The following is a 24,083-nucleotide window of genomic DNA, read 5'->3' as shown; positions in this document are numbered from 1 at the left end:
TTTATAGTTTGATGCCGTTTTCGCGTAACGCATCAGCAAAACTTACAATCACTCCGTGATATAAATAACCGTTTCTATCAAAAAGCGCCTCAGAAATGCCTTTATCTTTTAGCTTAGCAGCCAAATCTTTGCCAAGGCTAGCAGCGCCTTCTTTGTTTGCTTTCACACCCAAAGTTTTACCGCTGGCAGCGCATATTGTTTTTCCCTCAACATCATCGATTACTTGCGCATAAACTGTTCTATTTGATTTGAAAATAGAAATTCTAGGGCAAGAGCTAGTGCCGGAAATTTTTGCACGAATTCTTCTTTTTCTCTTAATTCTTAGAGATATTTTTCTTTTTAATACATTTGCTGTCATTTCTCAACCCTTATTTTTTAGATGTTTTACCGGCTTTGCGGATAATATGCTCTTCGACATATTTTACACCTTTGCCTTTGTATGGCTCAGGTGGTCTAAATCCTCTAATCTCAGCAGCGACTTGACCAACTTTTTGTTTATCGTCGCCTTTGATTGTGATGATGTTTTTATCTACTGAAATTTCAATACCTGCTGGTGAATCGAAATTTATCGGATGAGAAAAACCTAGGTTTAGCTCTAAAACTTTGCCTTTCATCGCAGCTCTGTAACCAACGCCGTTGATTTCAAGCTGTTTTGTAAAGCCGTCAGTTAGGCCAATAACGATGTTGTTAGCTAGCGCACGGTATGTTCCCCAATACGCTCTGCTTTGTCTATCTTCACCTTTTGGTGAAAATGAAATTTGGCCATCTTCGATTTTAACATCGACATTGCCCTTTAAATCAAGGACTCTTTCGTTGTTTGCTTTTTTAAATTTTAAAGATGAACCATCGATTTTTACCTCTACTCCGTTTGGAATAGAGATAGGTTTTTTACCAATTCTTGACATAATTTTCCTTTTTATTTGTCTAGGGTATGACTACTTTTACGAATGGATACCACAATGCCATAAAAAGTAGAACTTTTTACCAAATAGTGCAAAGCACTTCGCCGCCAACGCCAGCTTTACTAGCTTCGATACCGCTCATAACGCCTTTGCTAGTGCTAACAACTACTGTTCCATAACCATTTTTAAATCTTTTGATCTCGTCTTTACCTTGATAAACACGGCGTCCAGGTTTTGAAACTCTTTTTACTTCGTTGATTACACTTCTGCCTTTTTCATCATATTTTAAAACAACATTGATGAATTTTTTGTTTCCCTCTTCTACTACATTGTAGCTCTCGATATAGCCCTTTTGAGCTAAAATTTTAAGAGTAGCCTCTACAACATTTGAGTGAAACAATTTAGCAGTGTCTAAGCGTCTCATAGCTGCATTTCTAATGCGGGTTAATCCGTCTGAAATAAGATCATTTACCATATCTACTCCTTCTTACCAGCTAGCTTTTTTAAGGCCAGGGATTAGACCCTCATTAGCCATTTTTCTTAAACATACACGGCAAATTCCAAAATCTCTATAAACAGAGTGCGGACGACCGCAAATTTGGCATCTTGTATATGCACGAGAGCTGAATTTAGCAGGGCGTTTTGCCTTAGCTATCATTGATTTTTTTGCCATATTACTTTCCTTTTGCGAAAGGCATGCCAAATAATTCTAGCAATTTAAACGCCTCTTTATCGCTATTTGTTGTAGTTACGATTGTAATGTTCATACCGTGAGTTCTTAGGATATTATCATACTCTACCTCAGGGAACATTAATTGCTCTTGCAAACCGAAGTTATAGTTACCGCGACCATCAAAGCCATTGCGTGCAACACCACGGAAGTCTTTTACTCTTGGTAATGCGATTGAGATAAGTTTATCAAAAAACGCATACATTTGCTCTTTGCGCAATGTAACCATAATACCGACAGGAAATCCCTCTCTGACTTTAAAACCAGCAACTGATTTCTTTGCATTTACAATAAGTGCTTTTTGACCTGCAATCAAAGAGATTGTATCAGCCATGTTTTGAAGCACTTTTTGATCTTTGCCAGATTCGCCTACACCAACGCTAATTACGATTTTTTCAAGTGCCGGAATTAGCATAGGATTTTTTATATCAAATTCTTTTTGTAAAGCTGGTCTAATTGACTCAACATATTTAGTTTGTAATCTGTTCATAATCAACCCTCAACCAATGCGACATTTGAAATATCCATAGGCATTTCTTTGTTTGTGAAACCGCCACTTGGATTTTGCTCAGTTGGTTTAACAGCTTTTTTAGCTATTTTACAACCCTCAACTATAACTTGTGATTTTTTAGGGAAAACAGCTTTTACAACGCCAGTTTTGCCTTTATCATCACCTGCGATAATTTTTACTTGATCGCCTTTTTTAATCTTAAATTTCACTGCCATTATAGAACCTCCGGAGCCAATGAAACGATTTTCATAAAACCGCCGTATCTGACTTCTCTACCGATTGGGCCAAAAATACGAGTGCCAATCGGCTCTTTTTTTGCATCCAAAATTACAGCTGCATTTTCATCAAATCTAATCAAAGAGCCATTTCCTCTGTGAAGCTCTTTTTTTGTTCTAACGACGACGGCTTTTACAACTTGACCGCGTTTAATCTTGCCATTTGGTAGAGCTTTTTTTACAGAACAAACTATAATATCGCCTACTGTTGCATAGCGGCGTTTGCTACCACCCAAAACTTTAATACACATAAGTTCTTTTGCACCGCTGTTATCAGCTACTGCAAGTCTTGTAAAACTTTGTATCATTATTCAACTCCTGTTTTCAAAACCGCTTTTAAGCGAAATGTTTTTTTCGCACTAAGTGGTCTGCACTCAACTGCTGATATAGTATCGCCGATTTTGACGATATTGTTCTCGTCATGGATAAGATATTTTTTAAATCTTTTGACGATTTTTCTATATCTTGGGTGGATAACTCTTCTCTCTACCAAAATAGTAGCAGTTTTATTGCCCGCTTTTTTTACGACTACGCCTTGAATTTCTCTTTTAAATGCCATAACTCTATCCTTATTTTGCTTTTATAGCAGTATTGATTCTAGCGATATCTTTTTTGATCGCACGAATTTCATTAGGATTGCTTAACTGCATTGTTTTAAGCTTTTGCTTAGCCGTAAATAAAAGCAACTTATTATCTTTTAACATCTTATTTAGCTCAGCTAAATCTTTATCTTTCAAATCAGTATATTTCATTTTCGCTATCCCTAGTTACAATTTTTGTTTTGAAAGGTAATTTGTGGATTGATAGCGTAAGAGCTGCTCTTGCTTGCTCCTCACTTACACCAGTCATCTCGAAAATCATTCTGCCTGGTTTGATATTCATTACCCACTCTTCTACACCAGCTTTACCTTTACCCATACGAGTTTGTAGAGGTTTTTTAGTAAGTGGTTTATCAGGAAATACCTTAATCCAAATTTTAGCTTGGCGATTTACATAGCGAGTCATCGCGATACGAGCTGCTTCGATTTGGCGTGAATTAATTCTACCTGCTTCAACAGCTTTGATACCAAAATCACCAAATGTCAAAGCATTACCGCGAGTTGCGTAGCCGCGATTGCGACCTTTCATCATCTTACGATATTTTGTTCTTTTAGGCATCAACATGGCTATTTACCTCTTCTTGTTCTGCGTGGTTTTTTAGAAGCTTCTTCTGTTTTTTCAGCTTGAATTCCTTTTTGCAAAATTTCGCCTTTGAAAATCCAAACTTTAATACCGATATTTCCGTATGTAGTATGAGCCTCAGCAAAACCATAATCGATTTTTGCTCTTAGAGTGTGAAGTGGAACGCGTCCCTCTAAATACCACTCTGTGCGAGCCATTTCAGCGCCACCTAAGCGGCCAGAAACTGAAATTTTAATACCTTTTGCGCCTGCTTTTTGCGCACCTTGAATTACTTTTTTCATAGCGCGTCTAAATGCAACCCTGCGCTCTAATTGCATAGCTACATTTTCAGCTGCCAAAAGTGCATTAGCGCCGACTTTGCGCTCTTCTTTGATGTTTAAATTCACATCTTTATTTACTAGTTTAACAACTTCGGCTCTTAAATTCTCTACTTCGCCACCTTTTTTACCGATGATAACACCTGGGCGAGCTGCAACGATAGTTACGCGAACTTTTTTAGCTGTTCTTTCAACAAGAATTTGGCTAATTCCTGCGTAATAAAGTTTAGCTTTTAGGAATTTACGGATTTTGTAATCCTCGCCGATGTTTTCTGATAGTGTTGATTTAGCAGGAAACCATCTTGATTCCCAGTTTCTATTGATACCTAGTCTTAAACCAATCGGATTAACTTTTTGTCCCATACTACGCTTCCTTACTTGGTTTTGCTACTTCAACGCTAATGTGTGAAGTTGGCTTTCTGATTCTGCTTGCTGTTCCACGAGCGCGTGGTCTAAATCTTTTTAGAACTGGACCAGCATCTACGCGACAACTTTTTACTATAACTTCCTCTGGTTCAAAACCGCCATTAGCAACTGCGCTTGAAATAGCAGTAGCGATATATTTTGCACCACGATTTGGAGTGAATTCCAATGTAGCAAGTGCAAATTCAGCGTTCATGCCTTGAACTTGTTTTGCGATAAGTCTTGCCTTAGTCGGTGAAAGGCGAACAAATTTGATAGTTGATTTACTCATTTATTTCCCCTTATTTACCGATTTTCTTTTGAACTGAGCCTTTGTGGCCTTTGAAAGTTCTAGTTGGAGCAAACTCACCTAGTTTATAACCAATGTGGTGTTCTGTAACATACACTGGGATAAAATTTTTGCCATTATGCACATTAAATGTTAGTCCAATCATATCAGGAACGATTGTGCTGCGTCTTGACCAAGTTTTAATTGGTTTGTTATCGTTAGCAGCTTTTGCAGCTACTACTTTTTTCATTACATGATCATCTACGAAAGGACCTTTTTTAAGCGATCTAGCCATTTTTATTTTCCTTTCTTTCTAGAAATTATAAGCTTATCACTAGCTTTTTTACGACGAGTTTTCGCACCTTTTGTAGGTTTGCCCCATGGAGTAACTGGATGACGACCTGAATTTTTCTTGCCTTCACCACCACCGTGTGGGTGATCTACTGGGTTCATAGCAGAACCTCTGGTTTGTGGGCGAATTCCTCTGTGGCGATTGCGACCAGCTTTTCCTAGAACGACATTGGCCCAGTCTTCGTTACCAACAACGCCGATAGTAGCCATACACTCAGCCAAAACTCTTCTCATCTCGCCTGATGGCAAACGAAGGATTACATATTTTTCCTCTTTACCCATTAGTTGAGCATATCCACCAGCAGATCTTGCCATTTGAGCGCCTTTGCCAGGTTTTAGCTCGATATTGTGCAAGATAGTTCCCACTGGGATACTTTTCATTTTCATTGCGTTGCCTGGTTTGATATCTAGTCCTGCCTCAGCAGAAGCAACGACATCGCCTACATTTAATTCATTTGGTCTGATGATATAGCGTTTCTCGCCATCGGCATAAGAGATCAAAGCAATTCTACAATTTCTGTTTGGATCGTATTCGATAGCCTCTACTTTACCTGGAATTCCAAATTTTCTTCTTTTGAAATCAATAATTCTGTAAAGTTTGCTAGCACCAGCTTCTTTATGGCGGCTTGTAATGCGACCATTATTGTTTCTACCAGCAGCGGCTGGGATTTTTACAAGTAGGCTTCTAACGCTTGCTTTTGCAGTGATATCATCGCTGCTAAGACCTGTCATAAATCTTCTACTTGGAGTATATGGTTTGTATGTTTTAATCGCCATCTTACGCCTCCGCATTTTCTAGGGTTGCACCCTCTGGAAGTTTGACATAAAATTTCTTTACATCATCTCTTACGCCTAATCTTCCTCTAAATCTTTTAACTTTACCATCTTGGCGCAATGAATTTACTTTTACAGGCACGATGCCAAAGTATTCTTTCAAAACGCTTTTTAGTCCATTTTTAGTCATTGACGGACTTGTTTGAATAACAACTACGCCACTTTCTTGTAGGCCAAGAGACTTTTCTGTATAAAGTATAGTTTTGATATCTGTTATATCTGCCATTTTAGTCCTCTTTCACCAATGTTTCAAATGCAGCTTTTTCGCATACGATTGAGCTATATACTGCAACCAAATAAGCATTTACTTCGCTAGCATCAACTACATAGCAATTTTTCAAATTTCTGTATGCTAAAAGTGTTTGTGCATCTAGCTCGTTTTTAACGATTAAAGCATCTCTTACACCTAGTTTTTCGATAAATTTAGCAGCGTCTTTTGTTTTGCCGCTTTCTACGCTTAGGTTATCGAAAACATAAAATTTGCCCTCGTTTGCTTTTTCGTTCATAGCAAATTCAAGCGCAAGGCGTTTTTGTTTTTTATTGACTTTTTGCTCATAGTTTCTGTTGTTTGTCGGACCAAATGCAACCGCACCGCCAACCCAAACATTTGTTCTAGTCGAACCAGCTCTTGCACCGCCACGACCTTTTTGACGCCATGGTTTTTTGCCACCACCGCTAACTTCTGAACGACCTTTTGTTTGTGCCGTATTTGCACGAAGTGAAGCAAGGTAAGATTTTACATATAAATATAAATTGTGCGAATTTACCTCTGCATATTTTGCAGGAAGCTCGATTTCGCTAGCTTTTTCTAATTTTTCATTAAGAACGCTTACTTTACTCATTTTACTATCCTTATTCTGCCCATTGCACCATTAAATCCTGGGATAGAACCTTTTACTACCAAAATTTTATTCTCAGCATCGAAGCTTACTATCTCGTTTTTAGCAGTGATTGTCTCATTGCCTGTGTGACCTGCCATTCTCATACCTGGTTGGACGCGACCTGGCCACTCGCAGTTTCCGATAGAACCTGGTCTTCTGTGGAAGCGTGAGCCATGAGCTGCTGGGCCACCAGAGAAACCGTGGCGTTTGATAACACCTTGGAAACCTTTACCTTTTGAAGTAAAAGTAACTTTTACGATTTTAGCTGAGCTTAATACTTCTGTGCTTTGATCGCCAACCTCAGCATTTTCGACATTTAGTGTCGCGAATTTGTTAAATTCTTTGCTTAGGCTATATTTTTTCTGAATTCCTGCGATAGATTTGTTGTATGCTTTGCCGTTAGCGTAAGCTACGATAGCTTGCTTGTCGTTGCATACTTCGCAAATTTTAGTATTAATAAGCTTTAAAAGCGTTACAGGCGTGCTTTTGATGCCGACTGTTCTACTCATGCCTATTTTTTCTACGATATATTCCATACTTTAACTCCTTATTTGCCCATCGCATGAACTTCGACATTAACTTCTGGGGCTAAGTCAAGTTTAGTTAGCGAATCAACTGTATCAGGGGTTGCCGCTACGATATCTAACATACGAGCGTGAATTCTCATCTCAAACTGCTCTCTCGAATCTTTGTTAATGTGTGGAGATTTCAAGACTGTGTAGCGTTTGATCTTCGTAGGCATTGGAACTGGACCTCTCACATCGGCGCCTGTTCTCTTGACGGCTTCTACAATTGCCGCAACTGTGCGATCTAAAACCCTATGGTCATAAGCTTTTAACTTTAACCTGATTTTTTGCATCTGCTTTCCTTAAAAAGAACTTGTCACAACGCGTGACCTTTTGCCTTAAAAACAAAAGACTGGGATTATATGAAAAAGGCAAAATTTTGTCAAGAAATTCGGTGAATTTTATAGAATTTTTTCCTTTTTATAAGGAAATATTCTGAAATTTGGAGCAAAATTTTTGAAATTTTAAAATTTTGTAAATTTTGCTGAATTTATTTCCTTTTAATAAGGAAAATTTTAAAATGCGTTTTATGCAAAATTTAGAATATTTTTATGACAATCCGCCAGAAGAGGCGAAATTTATAGCTAGAAAAACCTCCATTGATACGCCCAAAACTATACTTTATGGCGCACTTGGGGCTGGGAAAAGTTTGATTTTGTTTGATTATATTTCAAATTTCAAAAAGGGCGAGTTTTTGTATGTAAATTTCGCGGATTTGCGCTATGAATTTTTAAATCTAAGCGATGAATTTGATAAAATTTTTAAATTTTTAGAGCAAAATTCGCAGATTATCGCGCTTTTTTTGGATAATTTAGATGAAATTTTGCCGGGTGAAATTTCGCATTTGCAAAATTTGCTAAACTCTGGTGCCTTGCAAAATTTGCAAAGCATTATCATCTCCACGCGCAAAAGTAGCTTTGGGCTAGAAAATTTTGCAAAGCTAAAAATTACGCCACTTTGTTTTGAGGAATTTATCGCTTTCGATAAACGACACAGCGAGATAAACGCCATTATTTCGGCATTTTTCTCACAAGGCGGTAGCGTGGGTGGCTCGCTTTTGCACTCAGCAGGGAGCATAAATTCCGAGCAAAACGCGCTAAAATCGGCTCTAAGCGCAAATGAGATTAAAATTTTAAAAGAGTGCGCGGCTTTCGTCGCAGCGTCATTTAGCGCGAATAAAATTTATACAAATTTAAAAGAAAAAATCCGCATTTCAAAGGACAGCGTCTATGCGACCATAGCGAAATTTGACGATGAAAATTTTATAAATTTTATCCCAAAATTTGGCGATGAAAAAGCGGCGAAAAAGATGTTTTTTTCGAATTTCAATCTCAAAGAAATTCTCGGCTTCAAAAAAGATTTTGTGAAAAAATTTTTAAACGCCGTGTATTGCGAACTGGCAAATTTGGGCGCGCCCATTTATTACACCAAGGATTTGGATTTTTACCTGCCAAGCCGAAATTTAGGGGTTTTGGTCGTGCCATTTAGCGCGAGTGAGATTGTGTTTTTGAGATTTAAAAAGCTGATTTTGGAGCTAAAACGGCTCAAAATCACGCGCCTTGCCGTGATCTCCATGGCAAATACAGGCGCGCTTGAAATCGAGGGGATAAAGTGCGAAGTCGTGCCGTTTCCGCAGTTCGCACTTGGGTTGTGATTATCGAGTAATAATTTTGCCCTTAGTTTGTGCGCCCTTAATATCGATAACTTTGCCGCTATTTCGTGCAAAATCCCTACATTTTTCATCAGTTTTATTCATTTTTATTTCAAGTTCGCTTTTGTTTTTTACATCAAAATCAACGCAAACTACGCCATCTACCTTAATCGGCAACACGATTTTTGTCATATTTTGCGCCATCTCATCGAATTGTCCGTTTTCTAAAAAATACTTGTAAAAATGGTTAATCGCTGACACAAAATCATTTTTCGCATCACCTATTTGCGAAGCTTGCATTACAATAAAAACAAAGCACAAAATCAAAAATTTTTTCATTTTTAATCCTTAAAATAAAGTCCGTGATTATACAACTTTTAAATTTTATTTTGAAATTTCGCTTACGCAAATTTTGAATACTGCGCCGAAATTTTACCTTTTATTATAAATGCAAAATTTTGCATTTAAATATCATTGCGAGTCCGCTTTGCGGGCGTGGCAATCCAGCAACGGCAAAGCCGTTTATAAAAATCAAACATTGTTTAAATTTACTGGATTGCTTCGGCGGTAAATCGCCTCGCAATGACAGATTATACAAATTTCGTTCGCTATTGTCATTGCGAGGAGCTGTGAAACAGCGACGAAGCAATCTACAAAGTCAAAATAAACAATATGGTAAATGGCAAAATTTTTGAATTTCATGGGTTTTAGAATTTCAAAATTTTGCCATTTTTGTGGTTGGTAGTTTAGGCTTTGTAGATTGCCACGCTCGTTTCACTCGCTCGCAATGACACTTAAAAGCGAAATATAAATTTCCCTAGATTACTTCGCTTCGCGCCAAATTCCGCTATTTCGCCCCTGTTTTGGCCTCATCTGCCTTTTTTTGACGCCTTATTTCTTTATCGCACTCGCCCAGTTTCCCTAAGGCTTCCACGAAATTATCGTGAAACTCACTCTCGCTAGATTTGCTTTCTAGCAGCGCAAACGCCTTATCTGCCTGCTCAAATTTAGCTTTTATCTCTGGCGTGATTTGCACGCCACCAGTGATTTTATTGATATCAGAAAATATCTCGCCCCGCTTCGCCCGAATTCTTAGCTCCTCTTTTTCTATGCTAGCATACACGCTAAACATACTTGCGCTCCCTCTGCCACTATCTTTGAAAGATCTTTGGCGCAAAATATCCATAGTGCGTATCCTCATGGCGCTTTTGCACGCATACACGCCAGCTTTGCTACCTTCTTTTATATATGGTGGCTCGTTTAGTCCGTTTTCGTTCATGATAAAGACCGCGCACTCGTTATCGTCGCCACAGCCCGCAAGCCCCATAACCACGCAAACTGCAAAGCCAAATTTAAGAAATTTTTTCATTTTAATCCTTGATAAATTTATGAAATTTTGAAATTTTAAGGCAAATTTGGCGCAAATTTTGCAAAATTCACGCCAAATCAAATTTAATAAACCGAAATTTCGACCAAATTTCCGTCTGGATCATATAGATACACGCTTTTCATCTTGCCAAGCGCGCCAGTTCGCTCCACAGGTCCTAGCTCGATTACTGCGCCACGAGAGGTGATTTCGCGCGCGATTTCATCGATGTTGCCTTGCGCGATTAGGCAAAAATCAGCCGAGCCGTAGGTTTGATTTTTTGCTACGGGTAGAAATTCAGCTAGTTTTTGGTGGATATTGATTTTAGAATCTCCGAATTTCACAGCCATTTTGGCGCCGTTTTGCACGATTTCAAGGCCTAAAATTTCGCCGTAAAATTTCAGTGTCGCCTCTAAATTTGCGCTTAAAATCACAAAGTGATCGATATTTTTGATTTTCACGCTAGCCCTTTATGCGATAAAATCGCCGTCGAAAAGGTGTCTGACATCGCCTGATATGCACGCAGTCTCGCCACGCATTTTTACGCCGATTTTTTCGCCACTCACGCACGCCATATTTGCGTTTTCGCTCAGATTATAGTGTGCTCTGCCTGCGATATATGCGCTAGCTATGCCAGTTCCGCATGATAGCACCTCTTTTTTCGCGCCGTGTGCGTATGTGCGCACCCTAACCCCTGTGTTACTCATCTCAGCATAACTTACATTGGCATTAAATTTCTCGCTAAGCTCGGTAGCTAGGGTGTGGTTATATGCGCTCAAATCTTTGACAAAGGTTACGACATTTGGCATACCGACCTCGTATAAATACCACATGTGGCCATTGCTCATAAATCCCTCGCCAAGGCGATTGACATTATCAAACTCAACCTCGACATTTGCTGTGATTGCGCGGTTTGAGCCCATGCCATAAATTTGACCAAAATTTGAATCTCGTTTTTTTGTGCCAAAACTCACGCTTCTGCCAGTATCAAATCCGCGAATTTCGCCGTTTATTACATTGGCGTCGTTTTTGAATTTCACATTTTTGCCAGATAAAAATCGCTCGTAGGCATACATACACACAACCATTGCGGCGTTTGCGCTTATCGGGCTTCTAGTGCCGTCTGGGTTGTAAAACTCCACAATGATATTATTGTCGTTGCTTCCAGGGGATGTTTGGTTGCTTAACGAAATAAATCCGTTGGCTCCGATACCCTCTGCGCGGTTGCAAAGCACCCTTGCTAGACTGCCACGCTCGGCACTTTGTGAAAACTCGACTACTACAAAATCATTTCCGCATGCGTTATACTTTGAAAAATTCAATTTATCTCCTTTAAAAATTTTTTCACATTTTTTTCAAGTGTTATTTTATCGCTAACATTTTCTATAACAAAATTTGCGTTTGCACGCTTAAATTCGATATCTGCTTGCAAACTAACGCGAAGCGTGGCTTGCTCACGCGTTAGTGCATTTCGCTCCATAATGCGCTCTATAAGCAAGTCGCGTGGGGCATATACGACTACGATTTTGTCGAATTCATCGTATTTTTGGCGCTCGAAATACAGCGGAATATCGGCAAAAAACGGCTTATTTAGGTGTTCTAAAATTTCAGATTGTCTTAGAATTTCATCTTTGATTTTTGGGTGCAAGATTGCTTCTAGTTTGGCAAGCTCAGCCTTGTCGTTAAAGACCAAATCGCCTAGCTTTTTCCTGCGGATTCGCACGAATTTGCCGTCTTTTATGATGTATTCGTTGCCAAAAATTTTTGAAATATCTATCCAGGATTTATCCAGTAGCTGGTGCGAGATTTCGTCTGCGTCGATGATTTGATAGCCCAAATCACGCAAAATTTTACTAACGCTAGATTTGCCAGATCCTATCGAGCCTGTGATTACATAACCATTTTTATATGCCATTTCACACCCCTTTATAGCGTTTTTATGCAATTTTAGCTAAAATAATTTAATTTTCTAATAAATCCAAAAAAAGGAAAAACCGTGATTAGCTACAAAGAAGCAGGTGTCGATATCGACGCAGGAAATGAGTTTGTGCAAAGTATAAAACCCCTAGTCAAATCCACAATGACCCCAGGCGTGATTGGCGGAATTGGCTCATTTAGCGGTGCGTTCGCGCTACCAAGCGGGTATAAAAAACCAGCGATTTTGGGCGCGACAGATGGCGTAGGCACCAAACTTCGCCTAGCAATCGACACAGACAAGCTTGACGGCGTGGGTATCGATCTAGTCGCAATGTGCGTCAATGACCTCATCTGCAACTTCGCTACACCGCTATTTTTCCTAGATTATTATGCTACGGCAAAACTTGAAATTGCAAGCGCAAAACGCGTAGTAGCAGGTATCGCCGAGGGCTGCAAAATGGCTAAGTGTGCGCTAATCGGCGGCGAGACAGCCGAAATGCCGTCGATGTATGAGGGCAAAGATTTCGATTTAGCCGGTTTTGCCGTAGGAATAGCCGAGCAAGACGAGATAGATCGCACGAAATTTGTAGAGCGTGACGATGTTTTGATTGCTTTGCCAAGTAGCGGTTTGCACTCAAACGGCTTTTCGCTAGCGCGCAGAGTAGTTTCTGAGCTAGGGTTGAAATTTGACGAGAAAATCGGCGAAAAAAGCCTAATCGACACGCTTTTAGAACCAACCAGAATTTATGTAAAAGAGTTTTTGGCACTGAAAGATAAAATTCACGCTTGCGCACATATCACGGGTGGTGGTTTGGTAGAAAATCTGCCTCGTGTATTCCCCGCTGGGCTTGGCGCGAAAATCGAGAAAAACGCAATCAAAACGCCTGAGATTTTTAAAATTTTAGCCAAAAAAGTCGAAGCAGCCGAAATGGAGCGCACATTTAATAACGGCGTGGGTTTGGTGTTAGTCGCACCGAAGGCTAACGCTGATTTTGTGTTAGCTAACACTGACGGATATGTTATCGGCGAAGTATGCGAGGGAAATGGCGTAATAATGGCGTAAATCACGCGCTAACAAAGGCTAACGAATTTATGAAAAATTTCGTTTTTTGTTTGTTTTTGTGTGTTAGTGCGTTTGCTAACACACAAATTTCAGGGCTCGAAAAAGAGTGCGAGGCTGGGAATTTAGATAAATGCTTTGAGTTGGCGACAAATTTAGAAAATAGTTGCGATAAAACCAAAAATTTTGAAGTTGGCGCAAAAGCCATAAAATACTATGAAAAAATATGTAATTCGGATGAAACCTTTTTTTATGGCGCTTGCCTGAGGTTAGCGGGTATTTACATAAGAGGCAATTGCACACAGAAAAATTCAGCAAAAGCACTAAAATATCTAAAACTATGTTGCGACAAAGAGCATGCCGATAATGCTTGCAGTGTTTATCAAAGAGGTTTGGCATCGGTCGAACATTTCAGAAGCAAGTGTAAAAACGGAGATAGGGGATCCTGCGAGTGGCTAAAATCACAGGGATATTAAATTAAATTTTGGCGAAATTTTAAAATTCCGCCAAAATTTCAGACTATTTTGCTAGATCAAAAATATCTTTCACAGCTTTTGCGTCGTATTGTGGTAAGCCCCATTTTGGCGCGTCTCGCACGATGATTTCCATGACTTCGCCTACATTGCTATCATCAATTTTTACCCCGCCAAGCGTCGTTGGGGTGCCAACCTTATCAAACCACGCTTTAAGCGCGTCAATTCCAGCCTCTGCGCTATCAAGCCCAAAAATCTCTTTGGCAAAGCGCGCAAATTTGGCTTCATTGTTTTTCTTATACCATTTCATCCACGCTGGCATTATCACGCTTAGCCCCGCTCCGTGCGCACAATCTACCACCGCGCTCATTGCGTGTTCTAACATGTGATTTGGGTAGCTATAACCGCTCACGCCCACATAAGTTAGCCCATTTAGCGCCATTGTCGCAGCCCACGCGAAATCCCCCCTAGCCTCGTAATCATCAGGGTTTTTAAGCAAAATTTCGGTTGTTTTCATAACGGTTTTGATGTTTGCTTCGATATACATATCGATGATTTCAGGGTGTTTTGTGGCTGTGAAATAGCCCTCGATTGAGTGTGCGATGATATCGCTAGCCGAATACACCAAATACTCAGGCGTTACGGTAGCTTGAAGCTCTGGGTTTATGATTGAAACTTTTGGGAACAAAGCTGGGCCATCTATGCCAAATTTTTGCTTTGTCGCTTCGTTTGTTACCACGCCGCCTCTATTCATCTCAGAACCAGTCGCGGCAAGTGTGATAATGTCAAAAATCATAAGTGCTTTTTGAACCTCTTTTGCGAAGAAAAAGTCCCACACATCGCCCTCGTAGCAGGCCCCTGCCGCGATTGCCTTACAGCTATCTAGCACGCTTCCACCACCGATTGCTAGCACGCTATCTGCGCCGAAATCTTTCGCGATTTTCACGCCCTCATGGACTTTGCTAAGCACTGGATTGCTTTTGACCCCGCCAAGCTCGGCGTATTCTATGCCGTGCGCTTTGAGCGAATTTACGGCCGTATCGAAAAGCCCGGATTTTTTCACTCTATCGCTTCCATAGACGACAAGCGCCTTTTTCGCGCCGTATTTTGCCATATACTCGCCGATATTTTTCTCTTTGCCCTTGCCAAATTCGACCTGCACAGGGTTTTTGAAACTGAAATTTTCCATAATTCTCCTTTAAAAAATTTCGCACATTATAACCGAATTTACAAAATTCTTATAGACAAATTTTACAAATTTATTGCCTAATTCTGCAAAATTTAAAATTCTTTGCTAAAATAAATCAAAAATTTCAAAAGGGGTAAAAATGAAAGATAAAAACAAAATTTTAGATGAAATCGCAAATTTTATTGATAAAAATTATCCAAATTACGGCGTTATAGATACACAAATCGAGCAGATTAAATTTTACCGCGCGGACGAAACTACCGAGTTTCGCAGCGGAATTTACAAGCCTAGTATCTGTATCGCTCTACGCGGAAACAAGCTAGTGAAATTTAACGGCAAAGAGTATTTTTATAACAAAGACCAATTCATGCTCACCCCTACTCACATACCGATTTCGGGCAGGGTTACGCAATGCCCACTTTTGTCAATTATTGTCGAATTTAAAGTCGATGATTTGGCTGAGGCGATCAAAAACATAAATTTCACCCCGTCGAAAAAAAAGCTCAAAGAAAGCCTTTATGTGAGCAAAATCAGCTTCGATTTGGCTGATTCTATCGCTAGGCTGGTGCATTTGCTAGAACGAGGTGGCGCGCACAGCGAGTATTTGGTAAATCTATCGGTAAAAGAGGTTTTGTATTCGCTGATGAGTGGCGATGAGGGAGCTGCGAATTTTTTATACAAATTTATCCTAAACGGCACCATGCAAAACCAAATCGCACACGCTATCAGCGAAATTTCAGCGCATTTTAACGAAGCGATAAATATGAGCGATTTGGCTGAAAAAATTGGCATTAGCGTTTCGTCTTTTTACCACAATTTTAAAAAATTTACCGCCCTTTCGCCACTGGAATTTCAAAAACGAATCCGCCTAGAAGAGGCGAAATTTATGCTACTAAATACCACGACTTCGGTCTCGCAAGTGGCCTTTGATGTAGGCTATGAGAGCACAAGTCAGTTTAGCAGAGAATACGCGCGCATGTATGGACTGCCCCCAAAAGCACATATCCAAACGCTAAAAGAATTGACGCTGAGCTAAAATCGGTGTAATTTAAAATCGTATAAAAAATGGTGTCAAGAGAGAGACTTGAACTCTCGACCTCCGGCTTATGAGACCAGCGCTCTAACCAGCTGAGCTACCTTGACACATTGTAGGAAAAATGGAGTTTATCCAAATTTTACTTATATAAAATTTAAAAAGCGCAAAATTTTAAATATAATTTATGCTAAAATAGCAAAATTTTATTTTCAAAGGGAAAATATGGGCGGTTTTACTATTTTTTTAATCATAACCCTAGTTTTGATTTTTAGCATTATTGGGATTTATAACTCTTTGATTGCCAAACGAAATCAGGTCGCAAATATCGCTTCTAGCGTCGATACACAGCTTAAAAAACGCTATGATTTGATCCCAAATTTAGTCACTACCCTTAAAGCATATTTGACACACGAGCGCGAAGTTTTGACCAAAATTTCAACCCTACGAAGCGAAGCGATGAATACCACAAGTAATACACAAAAATTCGCCCTAAACGCCGAACTCTCGCGCATACTTGGCTCGCTAAAAATCGCTGTGGAAAACTACCCAGAGCTAAAAGCCAACGAAAATGTCCTTCATCTCCAAGCCACGCTAAGCGAAGTCGAGGAGCAAATCAGCGCAGCCAGACGCGCTTACAACGGCGCAGTTATGGTGTATAACAACGCGTGCGAAATGTTTCCCACAAACCTCATCGCTAGCTTTTTTCACTTCAAAAAGAGCGAATTTTTCGCCGCCGATGAGAGCGAAAAACGCACGCCAAATTTATCTGAAATGCTAAAATAATGGAAAAAATTTTAAAATTTAAAAACGAAGAAATTATCCAAAATTTGGAAATTTTAGAAAAAAAGCGCGCAAAAATCGCCAAAAATTTACGCATTTTAAAGGTCGCTTCCTTTGCGCTCATTTTCGTCCTACTCCCCGTTTTGCTACGATTTGTGCCTGATTTGCTCATTTCTAGCATAATTTGCGTTTTTGCCTCGCTTATGTTTTTTAGTGTTTCGCACGCTAGGCTTATAACGCCCTTTAACGCGCGCTTTAAAGACGAAATCCTAAGCCTAATCGCCAAAGACGAAAATTTAAGCTACGAGCGCAAGAAATTTTTCGATTTCGCCGAATTTAACGCGCCCGGATTTTATGAAAGCGGTTTTAGCGTGTATAGGGGCGATGATTTTTTCGCCGGGGAAATCGAGGGCGTGAGGGCGCAGTTTTGCGATATTTATCTCGCCAAACAAACACAAACACACACTAACCAAAAACAAACGCCCAAACTAACAACCCTGTTTTACGGCATAACGCTCATAGCCGAATTTAACCAAAATTTCGCCTCCACGCTCCATGTCATCGACACTAACGCCAGAGCTAACTCGCACCTAAAACGCGTTAGTATGGATAACACTGAGTTTGAGCAGTATTTCCGCACATACTCAAATGATCCTATCAGCGCGCATTACATACTAACGCCCAAATTTATGGAGCAGCTAATCGCACTAAGGGATTATTTCAAGGCTCCACTTAGCCTAGCGTGTGAGGGAGGTAAAATTTGGTTATATATCGCACTTGGTAAAAACAGCTTCGAGCCAAATATTTCATACCCGCTCCTTGGCGAAAACTCCCCAGCCGTCACGCTAAAAAAGGAGTTGGAAAAATTTAAAATTTTGGCTAAAATTTTGAAAAATAATCAAAAAGCATTTGTGGAGAAAATATGAGTATAGTATCGTTTGAGCTGAAAAAAAAGACGATTTTAGAAGATGAAGCGAGCGCGAAAAAACGGCTAATTATCGTCGTTTGCGTAGTTTGTGCGCTGGCGTTTTTGATTTTAAGTGGCGGATATTCGCTGAAATTTAAAATCATTTTGGGCTGTTTGATTGGGATTTGCGGGCTTTTGGCGCACTCGTATTTTGACAAAAACCAAAAACAGCACTTTTCAGCCCTGCTTGACAAGGCGTTTGATAATGAAATTTTGCTCTGGATCGCCAAGGAAACTGGGCTTACTTTTAAGCCATTTGGCGCATTTTTTTTAGAGGATTTAAGCTCACTTCCGATTAAAAAAGACGCTAACACATGCGTTTGCAAACGCTCGCTAGTAGGCAAAGTAGGTGAAATCGAGGCGAAATTTGGCGATGCTGCGCTAACACGCACTAAGGGGCGCAAAAAAAGTTTGCTCGGACTTGATAAATTCGAGTGGGGGCGCATAAATGACGGCAAAATTTACACTGGATTTATAGCGAAATTTGACTATCCACTCGCCTTTGCTAGCGATTTTTCGGCGATTGGCAAGGGTGAGTTTATGCTCCAAACCCCGCACCTCAAACTCCAAAAGGCAAATATCGCCAAATCCGATATTTTCGACATTTACGCTGGCGAGAATTTTGACAGCGAGGTTTTAAAAGACGGCAAAATCCTAACCACGCTCGAACTCATCAGCATTAGCCTAAACTCCCCAGTGCAAATGCACACTGTGAGCAACTCCGTATTTATCGCGGTTTCGAACGACACGCTTTTTACTCGCATAGACACGAACCAAAACGCAAATGTGATTTTAAGCATAAATATGATGATAGAAATCGCGCGAAATCTCGCTCCATTCGCCACTAGCGAAATCAAAGCGAGCGAAGAGCCAAAGATTACGGCTTTGCTAAACGAAATGCGCTCTTAGCGAAATTTAGCTTTTAAATTTGGGGTAAATTCGAGTGCTGAAATTTAGCCTTCTAATTTCACGGCAAATTCGCCAAATTCGGCTTTTGTTGCAATCGCTAAATCGTTTGGGTTTAGCCAAATTTGTTTGCCACGGATTCCAGCACTAACGCAAATTTGCGTTTGTGTTAGTGCGCGTGAGTCGATAAATGTGCGAAAGTGCTTTTTCATGCCAAGTGGCGAGCAGCCACCCCTAACATAGCCTGTGATTTTTGTTAGCTCTTTTAGGTTCATTAGTTCAGCGCGTTTGACTTTCGCAATTCTAGCTAACGCCTTTAAATCAAGGCTTAAATCGCCTTGCAAACACGCCGTGATATATTCATTTCCACACTCGCAAACTATCGTTTTATAGACCTGCTCTATTGGCTTTTGGCACGAATTTGCCACATGCACAGCGTCAAGGTTGTTTTCATCGACTTCGTATTCTAAAATTTCATACTGAATTTTAAGCCCGTCAAGTATGCGACAAGCGTTAGTTTTGTGTTCGTGTTTAGACATGGTCAGCCTGCTTGAAAATATCTCATAACTAACAATATACAATAAAATAAAGCTACACAACAAAATGAAAAAATGCAATTATCTTGAAAAAAGTCTGCAACTGCATTTTTTAACTTTGCAACTTTACAAATTATCATTCCTATCAAATGAACAACACAAATACAAATCGCACTAAGTGGAATTAAAAATGCCAATACGCCAAAGCCAGAAGGGTCTCTTTCGAAAGTGCCAGCCTTAATTTTTAATGCCCCGATAATTGTATAAATAAGCAAATAAAATATAGGCGAATAACCTATAATTACATTTAGTATAAATTTTAAAATTCTTTTCGAATTTATTTGCACATTATCCCTTAATACACTATTTTTTCTTGCTTCAAAAAATCTCTCAAATCATCATATTCCGAGCTGTCCAAATATCTCCATTTGCCCGGCTTCAAAGTTCCTAGCGTAACCCGCCCAAATGCCGTGCGTTTAAGATCTACCACTTCTAGGTCAAAATACCCAAAAAAGCGCCTTAACTCTCTGTTTTGCCCTTCGTTTATGATAGCTTTGATTTTGGTGTATCCGCCGCTGCTTGGCATTATGCGATACGCCAAAAATGGCTTAAATTCCATTGATTTGATTTTGCTTTTGGCGTGAGCGCCCTTGGTGGCGTCGTCTGCATAAAAGCCCTCTTTTATCGCCGTTACGACTTCGTCAGTTACTTCGCCTTTGACTTTTAGGTAATATTCTCTTTCGATGTCGCTTTTCATTAACGCAGTGGCGATAGCAGGGGCGTCAGTTAATAGCAAAAGCCCTTCACTGGCAAAATCGAGCCGTCCGATACTAACAAATTTAGAAAATCCATTTGGCAAGCTGTCATAAATCGTCTTGCGACCGCGGTCGTCTTTTTTGGTGACTAACTCGCCCTTTGGTTTGTGATAGACAATCACGCTAAATTCGGTTTTTTTCTTGATTATTCGCCCGTTTATACGGATTTTTTCTTCGCCACTGACTTCGACAAACTCACTAACAACTCGCCCGTTTATGCTAACTTTGCCGTTTTTGATTAGCTCGTCGGCTTCACGGCGCGAATAGCCTGTATTGTGCGAGATAAATTTATTTAAACGCATTTTTTCCATTTTTATAGCCCTATGTTTTTAAGGTCGTGGATATGCACGGTGCCGATTGGGGTGCCGTTTTCGTCCGTAACGGCAAGAAGCTGAATTTTGAAATTTTCTATCATCTCCAACGCCTTGGAAGCTAAAATTTGCGAATTTTCAATGGTTTTTGGCGATTTTGTGGCAAATTTAATCGCGCTTTCTTCAAGGCTAAAATTTTCGCCCATTAACGCCCTACGCAAATCGCCGTCGCTTAAAATCGCCGTTAGCTTTCCGTTAGTGTTAGTTAGCAAAACGGTGCCTAGTTTGCCGTGCGTCATCGCATTTATGGCTTCTTTTAGGCTAACACTTTCGCTAACAATCGGCAAATCGTTAGTTCGCATGACATCGGCGACTTTTAGATATAGCCGTTTGCCAAGACTTCCGCCCGGGTGGAAGTTTGCGAAGTCTTCTTTTTGAAATTTTCGCTCGTTCATCAAGCACACGGCTAACGCATCGCCAAGTGCGAGTGTTAGCGTGGTAGAAACCGTAGGCGCCGCCCCAAGCGGACACGCTTCTTTTTCGATTTTTAGACTGATAAACTCATCGCTTATTCGCCCCAAAGAGCTATTTTTGTTACTTGCCATTGCGATGATTTTTACGCCAAATCGCTTAATGTGTGGCAAAATTCGAACCAGCTCTTCGCTCTCGCCGCTAAAACTTATTGCCAAAACCAAATCATCTTTGCCTACCATGCCAAGATCGCCGTGCAGGGCTTCTGTGGGGTGCATGAAAAAGCTAGGCGTGCCTGTGCTTGCCAAAGTAGCAGCGATTTTCGCGCCGATATGACCGCTTTTGCCCACGCCTGTTACGATTAATTTTCCTTTGCAATTTAAAATCAAATTTACCGCTCTTTCGATTTCATCGCCGATAAGCTCTGCGTGGCGTAAAAGCTCGCTACCTTCGAGCCTCAAAACCTCTTTTGCGTTTTCTAAAATGCCCATAAAATGCCCCTTACATTAGGTAAATAACCGGCACGATTGTCGGATATTTTTTCGTTTTTCTGAAAATATGCTTTCGCACGGCTTGGCGAATTTGCGACTCCAACACGCGGTTATCAAGCAAAATTTCGGTTTTCATATTTGCCAAAAACTGCTCGATTAAGCCCTCCATATCCTTGGTAAATACCGTTACTTGCGATTCTGCGACAAGCCCGTAGGTAATGACGCGAGATTTGATAAGCTTTTTGGCTGTTTTGTCGATTTGAGCGATGATTACAGCCACGCCAGCGTCGGCCAAATTTTGCCTGTGTTTTACGATTTCATCGGAAATTTGTTTATTGATTTGATTGTCAATGAAAACCTTGCCAGTTTTGACGGTTTTGACCCGTTTTAGGTATTTTTCGCAAATCTCCATTTGATCGCCGTCGTTCATCAGATAGATATTTTTCTCATCAATCCCACATTCTATCGCAGTTTCGCGGTGTTTGACTATGTGGTTATACTCGCCATGAACAGGTAGGAAAAATTTCGGCTTGATTAGGCGAAGCATTAGTTTTTGCTCCTCTTGGGCAGCGTGTCCGCTGACATGGATTTCGCTGAAATCCTGATACGCCACCTTTGCGCCACTTTTTAGTAAGAAATTTAGCACGGTTGAGACGCTGTTTTCGTTGCCTGGAATCGCCTTTGCTGAGATTATAACCTGATCTGTGGGTTTGATTTTTATGTATTTATGCTCGTCTGTGGCCATGCGATATAGCGCACTCATAGTTTCGCCCTGAGAGCCTGTGGTTACGATTAAAACCTCATTGTCAGGGTATTTGCTAACCTCATCTGGATCGATGAAAATTTTGCGATCAAGCTCGACATAGCCTAGCTCCATTGCCGTAAATAGGTTTCGCTCCATACTTCGCCCTATCACGCAGACCTTGCGGCCGTATTTCACACCGCGCTCGATTGCCTGATAGACACGGTGAATATTCGAGCTAAATGTGCTCATAATCACGCGCCCTTTCGAGCTAGCAAAAATGCCGTCAAATGTCCTGCCTACCGAATTTTCGGATTTGGTAATGCCGTCTCTGTGAGAATTCGTGCTATCGCTCATCAGTAGCATTACGCCACGATCGCCATAATGCGCCAAGCGGTTTAAATCGGTCGGATAGCCGTCGATTGGGGTGTGGTCGATTTTGAAATCGCCCGTGTGGATAATCGTGCCGGCCTTTGTGGTAATCGCAAGCGCGCTAGCGTCGATAATCGAGTGCGTTATGTGGATAAATTCGACCTCAAAATCGCCGATTTTGTAAATTTTGCGCTTTTGCACTGGGCGAAAATAGCTTCGCTCCGCCTTTAAGCCATGCTCTTCAAATTTGTTTGAAATCATACCCAAAGGTAGCGGCGTAGCGTAGATTGGAAATTGAAATTCCTTGAAAAAATAGGGCATTGCGCCGATGTGATCTTCGTGGGCGTGCGTGATGATGATACCTTTGACTTTGTCAGCGATCTTGCGAACATAGCTAAAATCAGGGATCAAAATATCCACGCCGGGCATATTATCATCAGGGAAACTCATACCCACATCGACGATAATCGCGCTCGTAGCGGTCTCGAAAATCGTCATATTCGCGCCGATCTCGCCAAGTCCGCCAAGCGGAGTTATACGGATAGTCTCAGCCGAGCTTGCATTTTTTAGTGGATAGAGCCTTGCTTCGTGCATGGCCTTATTCGCCGCAATCGCCTCGTCCATAGCCACATGCCACGGCTCGGTACCGGTTAGGCTTTTTGGCATATTTGTCTTGCGTTTGGAGCGTTTTTTCTTTTTGGTGCCCTCCTCTGAATTTGGGCTTTGCACGGCTGTTTCGCTGGATAGATTTTGCGCTTTTTCGCTTTTTGATTTTTTATTTTTTTTGTTTTCGTTTGCTGGGGTTTTTTGCTCGTCTTTTTGATTTTTGCTCTCATCAAACGATTTTTTTAAATTTTCCCTGTGTCTGCGGCGTCTATTTACCTTTTTTAAGCGCTCAGGGCCTGTAAAATCAGAGTTTTGCGCTTGGTTGTTAGTTTTTTTCTCTTCCATTTTTCACCTTTAATTTTTTAAAAATATCTAAAAATAAGGCGAAATTTAACTCGTGCGGTCTTGTGTTTTTAAAAATTTCTAGTTCTTCGAAAATTTGGGTTATATCTGATTTGGACGCGATTGCACTTAGATTTTTGGCTAGTGTTTTTCTAGGAGAGGCGAAACACGCTCTCAGAAACGCCTCAAAATCGTGCTTTTGCTCCACGCTTTGGAAAGGATTGCGCGTCTTTTCTATCCTCATCACGGCTGAAATGACCTTCGGAGCTGGCTCGAAAGCGTGTGGAGGCACCTCGAAAAGATACTGCGCCCCGCCACAAAGGCTAGCCAAAACCGAAATCGCGCCAAATTCCCGCTTCCCAGAAACTGCGCAAAATTTCTGCGCGACCTCTTTTTGCACCATTACGACCAAACCCTCACACAGCGGGTCTTCAATGGCTCGCAGGATTATATTTGTCGCGATATAATACGGCAAATTCGCAACCAAAAAATATGGTTTTTCGCTAAGAGAATTTTCCCAAATTTCCAAAACATCGCCCAAAACCAGCTCTAAATCGCGGTTTTTTATCTCTGTGGCGAAGCTTTGGCACAAAATCTGATATAAATCATTATCAATTTCGAAACTTTTTACTTTATAACTCTTTAAAAGATTACGAGTTAAATCACCCAAGCCAGGCCCAATTTCTACGATATTTTCAGCATTTTTGGGAATCGATTGGATAATTTTGTCTAAAATCAAACTATCTTTTAAAAAATTTTGTCCGAATTTTTTCTTTGCAACTATCATCGAGAGATTTTATCCAATTTTTACT

At 40.5% G+C, this 24,083-nt stretch carries 36 protein-coding genes, 1 tRNA gene and 1 pseudogene; 7 read left to right on the top strand and 31 right to left on the bottom strand.

Features of this window, described 5'->3' with window-relative positions; translation table 11 throughout:
- Nucleotide 1 precedes the first annotated feature (1 nt).
- From rplR to rpsJ, 18 genes and pseudogenes are all read right to left on the bottom strand, one after another.
- Nucleotides 2-358 carry a 50S ribosomal protein L18 gene (rplR, locus tag OFO00_RS02185; protein WP_270858562.1) on the bottom strand — a complete coding sequence of 119 codons (357 nt, stop codon included), beginning with the start codon at nt 356-358 and terminating at the stop codon, nt 2-4.
- 10 nt (nt 359-368) lie between these two features.
- The gene (gene rplF, locus OFO00_RS02180; RefSeq protein ID WP_270858563.1) at nt 369-905 is read right to left on the bottom strand and encodes a 50S ribosomal protein L6; all 537 of its coding nucleotides are present in this window, start codon (nt 903-905) and stop codon (nt 369-371) included.
- 76 nt (nt 906-981) lie between these two features.
- The gene (gene rpsH, locus OFO00_RS02175; protein ID WP_270858564.1) at nt 982-1,377 is read right to left on the bottom strand and encodes a 30S ribosomal protein S8; all 396 of its coding nucleotides are present in this window, start codon (nt 1,375-1,377) and stop codon (nt 982-984) included.
- Between the two features lie 12 nt (nt 1,378-1,389).
- Nucleotides 1,390-1,575 (bottom strand): type Z 30S ribosomal protein S14, encoded by a 186-nt coding sequence (locus tag OFO00_RS02170; RefSeq protein WP_270858565.1) that lies wholly within the window; start codon nt 1,573-1,575, stop codon nt 1,390-1,392.
- A 1-nt stretch (nt 1,576) separates the two neighbouring features.
- On the bottom strand, nt 1,577-2,122 hold the full coding sequence (gene rplE, locus OFO00_RS02165) for a 50S ribosomal protein L5 (protein ID WP_270858566.1): 546 nt from the start codon (nt 2,120-2,122) through the stop codon (nt 1,577-1,579).
- A 2-nt stretch (nt 2,123-2,124) separates the two neighbouring features.
- Complete coding sequence (gene rplX / locus OFO00_RS02160) at nt 2,125-2,358, bottom strand: 50S ribosomal protein L24 (protein WP_270858567.1); 234 nt, start codon at nt 2,356-2,358, stop codon at nt 2,125-2,127.
- Nucleotides 2,358-2,726: a 50S ribosomal protein L14 gene (rplN, locus tag OFO00_RS02155; protein ID WP_270858568.1), complete on the bottom strand. Its 369-nt coding sequence runs from the start codon at nt 2,724-2,726 to the stop codon at nt 2,358-2,360. Before rplN ends, rplX begins: the two co-directional genes overlap by 1 nt.
- Nucleotides 2,726-2,977: a 30S ribosomal protein S17 gene (gene rpsQ / locus OFO00_RS02150; RefSeq protein WP_270858569.1), complete on the bottom strand. Its 252-nt coding sequence runs from the start codon at nt 2,975-2,977 to the stop codon at nt 2,726-2,728. The genes rplN and rpsQ overlap by 1 nt, the downstream gene beginning before the upstream one ends.
- A gap of 10 nt (nt 2,978-2,987) precedes the next feature.
- Nucleotides 2,988-3,170 carry a 50S ribosomal protein L29 gene (gene rpmC, locus OFO00_RS02145; RefSeq protein WP_270858570.1) on the bottom strand — a complete coding sequence of 61 codons (183 nt, stop codon included), beginning with the start codon at nt 3,168-3,170 and terminating at the stop codon, nt 2,988-2,990.
- Nucleotides 3,157-3,582: a 50S ribosomal protein L16 gene (gene rplP, locus OFO00_RS02140; protein WP_270858571.1), complete on the bottom strand. Its 426-nt coding sequence runs from the start codon at nt 3,580-3,582 to the stop codon at nt 3,157-3,159. Before rplP ends, rpmC begins: the two co-directional genes overlap by 14 nt.
- 2 nt (nt 3,583-3,584) lie before the next feature.
- On the bottom strand, nt 3,585-4,280 hold the full coding sequence (rpsC, locus tag OFO00_RS02135) for a 30S ribosomal protein S3 (RefSeq protein ID WP_270858572.1): 696 nt from the start codon (nt 4,278-4,280) through the stop codon (nt 3,585-3,587).
- Nucleotides 4,281-4,299: 19 nt separating this feature from the next.
- Nucleotides 4,300-4,611: pseudogene (gene rplV, locus OFO00_RS02130) on the bottom strand (50S ribosomal protein L22); the annotation flags it as partial.
- A gap of 10 nt (nt 4,612-4,621) precedes the next feature.
- Nucleotides 4,622-4,903, bottom strand: coding sequence for a 30S ribosomal protein S19 (rpsS, locus tag OFO00_RS02125; RefSeq protein WP_270858573.1), 282 nt, complete (start codon nt 4,901-4,903; stop codon nt 4,622-4,624).
- Nucleotides 4,904-4,905: 2 nt separating this feature from the next.
- Nucleotides 4,906-5,736 (bottom strand): 50S ribosomal protein L2, encoded by an 831-nt coding sequence (gene rplB, locus OFO00_RS02120; RefSeq protein WP_270858574.1) that lies wholly within the window; start codon nt 5,734-5,736, stop codon nt 4,906-4,908.
- A 1-nt stretch (nt 5,737) separates the two neighbouring features.
- Complete coding sequence (locus tag OFO00_RS02115) at nt 5,738-6,019, bottom strand: 50S ribosomal protein L23 (RefSeq protein WP_270858575.1); 282 nt, start codon at nt 6,017-6,019, stop codon at nt 5,738-5,740.
- Between the two features lies 1 nt (nt 6,020).
- Nucleotides 6,021-6,635, bottom strand: coding sequence for a 50S ribosomal protein L4 (gene rplD / locus OFO00_RS02110; RefSeq protein ID WP_270858576.1), 615 nt, complete (start codon nt 6,633-6,635; stop codon nt 6,021-6,023).
- A complete protein-coding gene (rplC, locus tag OFO00_RS02105; protein WP_270858577.1) occupies nt 6,632-7,210 on the bottom strand; it encodes a 50S ribosomal protein L3 in 579 nt (192 codons plus the stop codon). The genes rplD and rplC overlap by 4 nt, the downstream gene beginning before the upstream one ends.
- A gap of 11 nt (nt 7,211-7,221) precedes the next feature.
- A complete protein-coding gene (gene rpsJ / locus OFO00_RS02100; RefSeq protein WP_270858578.1) occupies nt 7,222-7,533 on the bottom strand; it encodes a 30S ribosomal protein S10 in 312 nt (103 codons plus the stop codon).
- 227 nt (nt 7,534-7,760) lie between these two features.
- Between rpsJ and OFO00_RS02095 the strand changes: the two genes are divergently transcribed.
- Nucleotides 7,761-8,894, top strand: a complete 1,134-nt coding sequence (locus OFO00_RS02095; RefSeq protein WP_270864700.1) for an AAA family ATPase — start codon at nt 7,761-7,763, stop codon at nt 8,892-8,894.
- Here OFO00_RS02095 and OFO00_RS02090 read toward each other — a convergent pair whose 3' ends face one another.
- From OFO00_RS02090 to coaE, 5 genes are all read right to left on the bottom strand, one after another.
- Complete coding sequence (locus OFO00_RS02090) at nt 8,895-9,230, bottom strand: hypothetical protein (RefSeq protein WP_270864699.1); 336 nt, start codon at nt 9,228-9,230, stop codon at nt 8,895-8,897.
- A gap of 508 nt (nt 9,231-9,738) precedes the next feature.
- Nucleotides 9,739-10,260 (bottom strand): hypothetical protein, encoded by a 522-nt coding sequence (locus OFO00_RS02085; protein WP_270864698.1) that lies wholly within the window; start codon nt 10,258-10,260, stop codon nt 9,739-9,741.
- An 83-nt stretch (nt 10,261-10,343) separates the two neighbouring features.
- On the bottom strand, nt 10,344-10,718 hold the full coding sequence (locus OFO00_RS02080; protein WP_270864697.1) for a VOC family protein: 375 nt from the start codon (nt 10,716-10,718) through the stop codon (nt 10,344-10,346).
- Nucleotides 10,719-10,727: 9 nt separating this feature from the next.
- Entirely contained in the window at nt 10,728-11,579 is an 852-nt protein-coding gene (locus tag OFO00_RS02075; RefSeq protein WP_270864696.1) for a diaminopimelate epimerase, read from the bottom strand.
- Nucleotides 11,576-12,172, bottom strand: coding sequence for a dephospho-CoA kinase (gene coaE / locus OFO00_RS02070; RefSeq protein WP_270864695.1), 597 nt, complete (start codon nt 12,170-12,172; stop codon nt 11,576-11,578). Before coaE ends, OFO00_RS02075 begins: the two co-directional genes overlap by 4 nt.
- 81 nt (nt 12,173-12,253) lie before the next feature.
- Here coaE and purM point away from each other — a divergent pair, with 81 nt between their 5' ends.
- Both purM and OFO00_RS02060 read left to right on the top strand, forming a co-directional pair.
- Nucleotides 12,254-13,237, top strand: coding sequence for a phosphoribosylformylglycinamidine cyclo-ligase (gene purM, locus OFO00_RS02065; protein ID WP_270864694.1), 984 nt, complete (start codon nt 12,254-12,256; stop codon nt 13,235-13,237).
- Nucleotides 13,238-13,266: 29 nt separating this feature from the next.
- The gene (locus OFO00_RS02060) at nt 13,267-13,710 is read left to right on the top strand and encodes a tetratricopeptide repeat protein (protein ID WP_270864693.1); all 444 of its coding nucleotides are present in this window, start codon (nt 13,267-13,269) and stop codon (nt 13,708-13,710) included.
- 43 nt (nt 13,711-13,753) lie between these two features.
- Here OFO00_RS02060 and OFO00_RS02055 read toward each other — a convergent pair whose 3' ends face one another.
- Nucleotides 13,754-14,896: an iron-containing alcohol dehydrogenase gene (locus OFO00_RS02055; protein WP_270864692.1), complete on the bottom strand. Its 1,143-nt coding sequence runs from the start codon at nt 14,894-14,896 to the stop codon at nt 13,754-13,756.
- A gap of 139 nt (nt 14,897-15,035) precedes the next feature.
- Between OFO00_RS02055 and OFO00_RS02050 the strand changes: the two genes are divergently transcribed.
- Complete coding sequence (locus tag OFO00_RS02050; protein ID WP_270864691.1) at nt 15,036-15,932, top strand: AraC family transcriptional regulator; 897 nt, start codon at nt 15,036-15,038, stop codon at nt 15,930-15,932.
- 30 nt (nt 15,933-15,962) lie between these two features.
- On the opposite strand, the gene OFO00_RS02045 is transcribed toward OFO00_RS02050, so the two are convergent.
- Nucleotides 15,963-16,039 (bottom strand) — tRNA-Met (locus tag OFO00_RS02045).
- A gap of 115 nt (nt 16,040-16,154) precedes the next feature.
- Here OFO00_RS02045 and OFO00_RS02040 point away from each other — a divergent pair.
- The 3 genes from OFO00_RS02040 to OFO00_RS02030 are packed head-to-tail and all read left to right on the top strand — an operon-like array spanning nt 16,155 to nt 18,588.
- The gene (locus tag OFO00_RS02040) at nt 16,155-16,715 is read left to right on the top strand and encodes a LemA family protein (protein WP_270864690.1); all 561 of its coding nucleotides are present in this window, start codon (nt 16,155-16,157) and stop codon (nt 16,713-16,715) included.
- Nucleotides 16,715-17,638, top strand: a complete 924-nt coding sequence (locus OFO00_RS02035) for a DUF3137 domain-containing protein (protein WP_270864689.1) — start codon at nt 16,715-16,717, stop codon at nt 17,636-17,638. The genes OFO00_RS02040 and OFO00_RS02035 overlap by 1 nt, the downstream gene beginning before the upstream one ends.
- A complete protein-coding gene (locus OFO00_RS02030) occupies nt 17,635-18,588 on the top strand; it encodes a hypothetical protein (RefSeq protein ID WP_270864688.1) in 954 nt (317 codons plus the stop codon). The genes OFO00_RS02035 and OFO00_RS02030 overlap by 4 nt, the downstream gene beginning before the upstream one ends.
- Before the next feature lie 44 nt (nt 18,589-18,632).
- Here the strand turns inward: OFO00_RS02030 and ybaK are convergent, their stop codons facing one another.
- The 6 genes from ybaK to rsmA are packed head-to-tail and all read right to left on the bottom strand — an operon-like array spanning nt 18,633 to nt 24,058.
- Nucleotides 18,633-19,124: a Cys-tRNA(Pro) deacylase gene (gene ybaK, locus OFO00_RS02025; protein ID WP_270864687.1), complete on the bottom strand. Its 492-nt coding sequence runs from the start codon at nt 19,122-19,124 to the stop codon at nt 18,633-18,635.
- A gap of 2 nt (nt 19,125-19,126) precedes the next feature.
- Nucleotides 19,127-19,468, bottom strand: coding sequence for a hypothetical protein (locus OFO00_RS02020; protein ID WP_270864686.1), 342 nt, complete (start codon nt 19,466-19,468; stop codon nt 19,127-19,129).
- Between the two features lie 8 nt (nt 19,469-19,476).
- Nucleotides 19,477-20,247, bottom strand: coding sequence for a pseudouridine synthase (locus OFO00_RS02015; protein WP_270864685.1), 771 nt, complete (start codon nt 20,245-20,247; stop codon nt 19,477-19,479).
- A gap of 2 nt (nt 20,248-20,249) precedes the next feature.
- Nucleotides 20,250-21,209, bottom strand: coding sequence for a KpsF/GutQ family sugar-phosphate isomerase (locus OFO00_RS02010; RefSeq protein WP_270864684.1), 960 nt, complete (start codon nt 21,207-21,209; stop codon nt 20,250-20,252).
- 10 nt (nt 21,210-21,219) lie between these two features.
- Entirely contained in the window at nt 21,220-23,274 is a 2,055-nt protein-coding gene (locus OFO00_RS02005) for a ribonuclease J (RefSeq protein WP_270864683.1), read from the bottom strand.
- The gene (rsmA, locus tag OFO00_RS02000) at nt 23,255-24,058 is read right to left on the bottom strand and encodes a 16S rRNA (adenine(1518)-N(6)/adenine(1519)-N(6))-dimethyltransferase RsmA (protein WP_270864682.1); all 804 of its coding nucleotides are present in this window, start codon (nt 24,056-24,058) and stop codon (nt 23,255-23,257) included. The genes OFO00_RS02005 and rsmA overlap by 20 nt, the downstream gene beginning before the upstream one ends.
- Between the last annotated feature and the right edge of the window lie 25 nt (nt 24,059-24,083).

The sequence above is a fragment of the Campylobacter sp. VBCF_04 NA7 genome (assembly GCF_027737405.1).
GTDB lineage: Bacteria > Campylobacterota > Campylobacteria > Campylobacterales > Campylobacteraceae > Campylobacter_B.
Note: the sequence above shows the minus strand (reverse complement) of the source record. Positions and strands in the feature narration are given on the sequence as shown.

Bases quoted from the DNA above. Each gene is read 5' to 3' on its own strand.
- rpsJ (WP_270858578.1), bottom strand. From the start codon at position 7,533: ATGCAAAAAATCAGGTTAAAGTTAAAAGCTTATGACCATAGGGTTTTA.
- rplP (WP_270858571.1), bottom strand. From the start codon at position 3,582: ATGTTGATGCCTAAAAGAACAAAATATCGTAAGATGATGAAAGGTCGC.
- OFO00_RS02170 (WP_270858565.1), bottom strand. From the start codon at position 1,575: ATGGCAAAAAAATCAATGATAGCTAAGGCAAAACGCCCTGCTAAATTC.
- rpsC (WP_270858572.1), bottom strand. From the start codon at position 4,280: ATGGGACAAAAAGTTAATCCGATTGGTTTAAGACTAGGTATCAATAGA.
- OFO00_RS02115 (WP_270858575.1), bottom strand. From the start codon at position 6,019: ATGGCAGATATAACAGATATCAAAACTATACTTTATACAGAAAAGTCT.
- rplN (WP_270858568.1), bottom strand. From the start codon at position 2,726: ATGATACAAAGTTTTACAAGACTTGCAGTAGCTGATAACAGCGGTGCA.
- rplX (WP_270858567.1), bottom strand. From the start codon at position 2,358: ATGGCAGTGAAATTTAAGATTAAAAAAGGCGATCAAGTAAAAATTATC.
- rpsH (WP_270858564.1), bottom strand. From the start codon at position 1,377: ATGGTAAATGATCTTATTTCAGACGGATTAACCCGCATTAGAAATGCA.
- OFO00_RS02055 (WP_270864692.1), bottom strand. From the start codon at position 14,896: ATGGAAAATTTCAGTTTCAAAAACCCTGTGCAGGTCGAATTTGGCAAG.
- rsmA (WP_270864682.1), bottom strand. From the start codon at position 24,058: ATGATAGTTGCAAAGAAAAAATTCGGACAAAATTTTTTAAAAGATAGT.
- OFO00_RS02005 (WP_270864683.1), bottom strand. From the start codon at position 23,274: ATGGAAGAGAAAAAAACTAACAACCAAGCGCAAAACTCTGATTTTACA.
- OFO00_RS02015 (WP_270864685.1), bottom strand. From the start codon at position 20,247: ATGGAAAAAATGCGTTTAAATAAATTTATCTCGCACAATACAGGCTAT.
- coaE (WP_270864695.1), bottom strand. From the start codon at position 12,172: ATGGCATATAAAAATGGTTATGTAATCACAGGCTCGATAGGATCTGGC.
- OFO00_RS02035 (WP_270864689.1), top strand. From the start codon at position 16,715: ATGGAAAAAATTTTAAAATTTAAAAACGAAGAAATTATCCAAAATTTG.
- OFO00_RS02050 (WP_270864691.1), top strand. From the start codon at position 15,036: ATGAAAGATAAAAACAAAATTTTAGATGAAATCGCAAATTTTATTGAT.
- rplR (WP_270858562.1), bottom strand. From the start codon at position 358: ATGACAGCAAATGTATTAAAAAGAAAAATATCTCTAAGAATTAAGAGA.
- rplD (WP_270858576.1), bottom strand. From the start codon at position 6,635: ATGAGTAAAGTAAGCGTTCTTAATGAAAAATTAGAAAAAGCTAGCGAA.
- rplC (WP_270858577.1), bottom strand. From the start codon at position 7,210: ATGGAATATATCGTAGAAAAAATAGGCATGAGTAGAACAGTCGGCATC.
- OFO00_RS02060 (WP_270864693.1), top strand. From the start codon at position 13,267: ATGAAAAATTTCGTTTTTTGTTTGTTTTTGTGTGTTAGTGCGTTTGCT.
- rpsQ (WP_270858569.1), bottom strand. From the start codon at position 2,977: ATGGCATTTAAAAGAGAAATTCAAGGCGTAGTCGTAAAAAAAGCGGGC.
- OFO00_RS02010 (WP_270864684.1), bottom strand. From the start codon at position 21,209: ATGGGCATTTTAGAAAACGCAAAAGAGGTTTTGAGGCTCGAAGGTAGC.
- OFO00_RS02090 (WP_270864699.1), bottom strand. From the start codon at position 9,230: ATGAAAAAATTTTTGATTTTGTGCTTTGTTTTTATTGTAATGCAAGCT.
- OFO00_RS02095 (WP_270864700.1), top strand. From the start codon at position 7,761: ATGCGTTTTATGCAAAATTTAGAATATTTTTATGACAATCCGCCAGAA.
- rplE (WP_270858566.1), bottom strand. From the start codon at position 2,122: ATGAACAGATTACAAACTAAATATGTTGAGTCAATTAGACCAGCTTTA.
- rpmC (WP_270858570.1), bottom strand. From the start codon at position 3,170: ATGAAATATACTGATTTGAAAGATAAAGATTTAGCTGAGCTAAATAAG.
- ybaK (WP_270864687.1), bottom strand. From the start codon at position 19,124: ATGTCTAAACACGAACACAAAACTAACGCTTGTCGCATACTTGACGGG.
- OFO00_RS02040 (WP_270864690.1), top strand. From the start codon at position 16,155: ATGGGCGGTTTTACTATTTTTTTAATCATAACCCTAGTTTTGATTTTT.
- rplF (WP_270858563.1), bottom strand. From the start codon at position 905: ATGTCAAGAATTGGTAAAAAACCTATCTCTATTCCAAACGGAGTAGAG.
- rplB (WP_270858574.1), bottom strand. From the start codon at position 5,736: ATGGCGATTAAAACATACAAACCATATACTCCAAGTAGAAGATTTATG.
- OFO00_RS02085 (WP_270864698.1), bottom strand. From the start codon at position 10,260: ATGAAAAAATTTCTTAAATTTGGCTTTGCAGTTTGCGTGGTTATGGGG.
- rpsS (WP_270858573.1), bottom strand. From the start codon at position 4,903: ATGGCTAGATCGCTTAAAAAAGGTCCTTTCGTAGATGATCATGTAATG.
- OFO00_RS02030 (WP_270864688.1), top strand. From the start codon at position 17,635: ATGAGTATAGTATCGTTTGAGCTGAAAAAAAAGACGATTTTAGAAGAT.